This window comes from Chamaesiphon sp. OTE_8_metabat_110, from assembly GCF_031382685.1.
In the GTDB taxonomy this organism is placed as follows: Bacteria; Cyanobacteriota; Cyanobacteriia; order Cyanobacteriales; family Chamaesiphonaceae; genus Chamaesiphon.
This window is the reverse complement of the sequence record NZ_JANMZA010000327.1, coordinates 1-4167: the sequence shown is the minus strand read 5'-3', so window position 1 is coordinate 4167 and position 4167 is coordinate 1. Positions and strand designations below refer to the sequence as shown.

The 4167-nt window shown below is 51.2% G+C and carries 4 protein-coding genes and 1 pseudogene; 2 read left to right on the top strand and 3 right to left on the bottom strand.

Annotated elements, in window-relative coordinates; all coding sequences use genetic code 11:
• The coding region (locus RMO52_RS12100) for a Clp protease N-terminal domain-containing protein (protein ID WP_310414442.1) at nt 1-1155 on the bottom strand (1155 nt) is incomplete at its 3' end.
• A gap of 369 nt (nt 1156-1524) precedes the next feature.
• On the bottom strand, nt 1525-1743 hold the full coding sequence (locus RMO52_RS12095) for a hypothetical protein (RefSeq protein ID WP_309738923.1): 219 nt from the start codon (nt 1741-1743) through the stop codon (nt 1525-1527).
• 39 nt (nt 1744-1782) lie between these two features.
• On the opposite strand from RMO52_RS12095, the gene RMO52_RS12090 reads away from it, so the two are divergent.
• Nucleotides 1783-2823, top strand: a complete 1041-nt coding sequence (locus RMO52_RS12090) for a glucokinase (RefSeq protein ID WP_310414439.1) — start codon at nt 1783-1785, stop codon at nt 2821-2823.
• Between the two features lie 436 nt (nt 2824-3259).
• Nucleotides 3260-3592, top strand: a complete 333-nt coding sequence (locus tag RMO52_RS12085) for a DUF1815 family protein (RefSeq protein ID WP_309741319.1) — start codon at nt 3260-3262, stop codon at nt 3590-3592.
• 206 nt (nt 3593-3798) lie between these two features.
• Here RMO52_RS12085 and RMO52_RS12080 read toward each other — a convergent pair.
• Nucleotides 3799-4167 (bottom strand): annotated as a pseudogene (locus RMO52_RS12080) (tRNA (adenosine(37)-N6)-threonylcarbamoyltransferase complex dimerization subunit type 1 TsaB); the annotation flags it as partial.

The window sequence follows — 4167 nt, the reverse complement described above, 5'->3', positions numbered from 1 at the left end:
ATCGGCGATATACCGACTGGAGAGGGTAGCCGCAGCAACTAGAGCCGAATCGCTAATTTTCACCCCGTGATGGACTTCATAGCGCTCTTTCAACCCCCGCAGGATCGAGATCGTATCTTCGACGCTGGGTTCGTTGACTTGAACGGGCTGAAAGCGGCGTTCTAATGCGGGATCTTTCTCGATATATTTCCGATATTCATCGATCGTGGTGGCACCGATACAGCGCAATTCGCCCCGTGCTAGCATCGGTTTGAGCAGATTGCCCGCATCCATTGCCCCTTGATTGCCGCCAGCACCGACGACGGTATGCAGTTCGTCGATAAACAGGACGATTTGCCCTGCCGATTCGGTTACTTCTTTGAGTACGGAGCGCAAGCGTTCTTCAAATTCACCTCGGAGTTTAGCACCTGCGATCAGGCTGCCCATATCGAGGGAAATTAAGGTGCGATCCTTGAGGGATTCGGGCACGTCGCCATTGACGATCCGTTGCGCCAATCCTTCGGCGATGGCGGTTTTGCCGACACCAGGTTCGCCAATCAGGACGGGGTTATTTTTTTGGCGGCGGGACAGCACTTGGACGACTCGTTTGATCTCTTCGTCTCTACCAATCACGGGATCCATTTGCCCAGCTCTGGCTGCTTCGGTGAGATCTTTGCCATATTTAGGCAAGGCACTCGCACTAGCTTCCGGCTGTTGAGGAGCAGCTTTGGGCGTAGTCGTCCGCAATTGCTTGATGGCGGCTTCTAATTGAGCGCGATCGAAATCAAAGGCTTTGAGTAATCGCCGCCCGACTCGATCGTCGTCCATCAGGGCTAATATCAAATGATCTACTCCAATTACCCGCTCTTGCCAGCTTTCCCGAGCCGCTTCAGCTCGATCGAGTAATACATCCAGACTTCTACCTAGATATAAGTCCACCACCCGATCCAATCGCGGCTGACGTGCGGTAAATTCTTGAAGTTGGCGGGTAAATTTATCCACATCGACACCCACCCGCGCGAGAATTTTGGGCGCTAAATCCTGTTGTTCCAACAGTGCCATCGTGACATGTTCGACTTCTAACTGCTGGTTGAACGATCTCCGAGCGACGTCCTGCGATTTGATGATTGCATCCCAGGCTTGGTCGGTAAATTTGGTAGGATCTGTAGGCTGCATGTCTAGGGGATGGCGATTATTCCGATCGTGTTTGTTCAGTATATCAAGGAAGTTCGATTCGTTGGCATGGCTACTCTAAATCAGCCGCGCTAGTGAGATCTTATGGCGCTGTGGTGGAGCGATCTTCCCACAATTGGGGCGCAGTTCTATAGCCCCAGCGGTTGGAGACCGCTGCTTATGATGCAAAGTCCACCTGTCTTGACGCGCTGCTTAGTGCGCGACACCTGGAGGTCCCCTCCCGTTTGTGTGCTGAACTCGACGCGCTCGACCTGGAGGTTCCCTCCAGGTCGAGCGCGTCAAGACAAGACACCGACAAGACAGCGAATCAAGATACAATCGTAGGCATCTCGCGGTAGCAACGTAGGTTAACTAGTGTGACAAGTATTTCAACCGGGCGATCGATCGCGAAGATAAAGATTTGGATCGCAGTAGCCAATGACCGCTGGCGATCGCCGCGCCACCTATACTAATATATTTACAGATCGCACCCTTGCCTTCAAGGTAGCGACTCAATTTTCCCACGGTGTTCGTCGCGCTGATTCGAGCTTCACTACTGGCGATCCGACTGAGATCTTCTAGATCGAACACCTCTCTATTGTATCGCTGTACCGCTCGGGTGAAAAAGACATGAATTATCTACTATCAGGCGATGTCGGCGGTACCAAAACCCTCCTGCGACTAGCTCACCCCGGATCGCCCCAGCTTGCGTGCTTTCAACAGTCATATCCCAGCCAAGAATATCCGGATCTCGTGGCGATCGTCCAGAAATTTTTGGCAGCAGCCCCAACCCAGCTCGGCACCCAAATCGAGATCGATGCTGCCTGTCTGGGCATTGCTGGAGCCGTAATCGATGGCTCATCTTACTTACCAAATCTCGACTGGCACCTCAACGCCGCTAAATTGGCGCAAGCACTCCAGATCCCCAACCTGGCGCTCATCAATGACTTTACCGCGATCGGCTATGGGATTACCCAGTTGCAGCCAGCCGACCTCCACACGCTCCAAACCGGACAACCGCGCGATCGTGCCCCGATGGCGATTATTGGGGCGGGTACGGGGCTGGGGCAAGGATTCCTGATTCATAATGGCACCGACTATCAAGTTATTGCCACCGAAGGCGGACATACGGACTTTGCCGCCCGATCGATCCAGGAATTCGAGCTATACCAATATATCTGTCGTCGCAAGCAGATCGATCGAGTCTCCAACGAGCGGGTACTATCTGGGGCTGGAATTATCACGATTTATCAATTTTTGCGCGATACTGGTGACTTATCCGAAAATACCGATATCGCTAATGTAGTCCAGCGCTGGGAGTCTCAACCCGAGACAGCAGCCGATCCTGCGGGTATCATCTCCGCACAGGCGATCGCCAAAACCGATCCCCTAGCCCAAGCGACCATGCAGATGTTTGGCTCCATATATGGAGCTGAATCGGGAAATCTCGCCCTCAAAACCCTGCCCTACGGTGGATTATTTATTGCGGGTGGGATCGCTGCCAAAAATTTACCTCTAATTACCGATGGCACTTTTATGGCAGCATTCAATCATAAAGGTAGGATTAGCGATTTGTTAACCAATATCCCCGTCCACATCGTCCTCGAACCGCAAGTCGGTCTCCTCGGCGCTGCGGCACAGGCTGAGTGTCTCGCCCGTGCCGAGCGCTAACACATCTAGGCTGCCGCACCACCGCGTTAAGCCGATCGTGCCGCAGTGTCAGCTCCTGCTAAATTAGTAATAATAGCGCCATCAAAGTGGTGGCGATCGGGTCGGTCATCCGCCATGATGACTATTAGTAGCGATATTAGTCTGAGATATATTCGTACCTAATACAACAGTTTTCTGCTGAGAATCCTGTCAGACTCTGAAATCAACAGCTAGACACCGACACCTAGTTAAAGCGATTTTTTGGGATGCGCTTGACTCCAGCCCAAATCGCTCAACTGCCAGGATCGCCATCAACCCCAGTACGGCAACGCTTTCGATCGGTATATTAGCGAAGTGCGAGGAAACTGTGCAAACCATTAAGATTGTCAATGAGAAGAACATTAAAAAATAATAAAGGTTATACTAAAATATTAAGTGGTGCTAAAAAAGGAGAGCTATGTTTCTTAGACTAGCAAATCAACATCAAGAATTCGTCAAAGACCTAGTTATGAGCCTACAGGCTTTGGCTACTGTTTTGGAGCGACGCGGCTATGAGGCAGCTTGCTATACTTGTGGCGATCGCATGAACAGTGCCAACTTTATGGTCAGTTTGGCAGACAATCACCTGATCCGGTTCCTGGTATCTGATTATGGGATTACCTGGACGGAATTACGCGACGACCGCGAATTGATGAAACTCGAAGGTGCAGAAGCGATCGCGCAACTGCAAGAACTCGCCGATCTGCTCAAAGTCCGGATTGAGTCTAACGAGCATCTGCTCATCGGTTAGTCATATTTTTGGATTTGCTGCATTTACACTCTGTGTCAAGGTCGATATCGCGTCTATAGCTAACAGTTATGAGGCTTAGAACGACCAAATTGAGCTGTCTGCCAGAGCTTCTAAAGTAGTAGCGTCGATGTCAGTGCAGGATCTCACGAACGCTGCTTGGCAATCAAAATATTGATTAGATATCCAGTTATTGATTCGAGCGACAATCATTTTACGATCGCAGGTGAGCCGATAACTGGATGTTGACCGTAAAAAGGTAAAGCAGTAGACCAGTGCGGACGTGCGCCGCGATCGTAGGCGTTGCGGGCGAGAGCTAGTACCCCTACTACTGTATCGGTCAGATTAGCCGCTTGTGGGATAACCTGATGCTGAGTAGGCTCAATTTGGGCGCAGCGAGCATCCCAATCATCAGCGGCGAACACTGTTGCTGGTAATACCTCCGTCAGTAATTGCCCGTCAGCATCCCAATTGTAAACCGACCCAAATACTTCCCCTCTTTGCGCGGGCATAGATACGGCCAGCGAGCCAGCCAGTCGGGATTGCCAAGCTATCGCCGCTAAACTAGAAATAGCAAA

Coding starts and splice junctions, on each gene's coding strand:
- RMO52_RS12085 (WP_309741319.1), top strand. CDS start 3,260: ATGTTTCTTAGACTAGCAAATCAACATCAAGAATTCGTCAAAGACCTA.
- RMO52_RS12090 (WP_310414439.1), top strand. CDS start 1,783: ATGAATTATCTACTATCAGGCGATGTCGGCGGTACCAAAACCCTCCTG.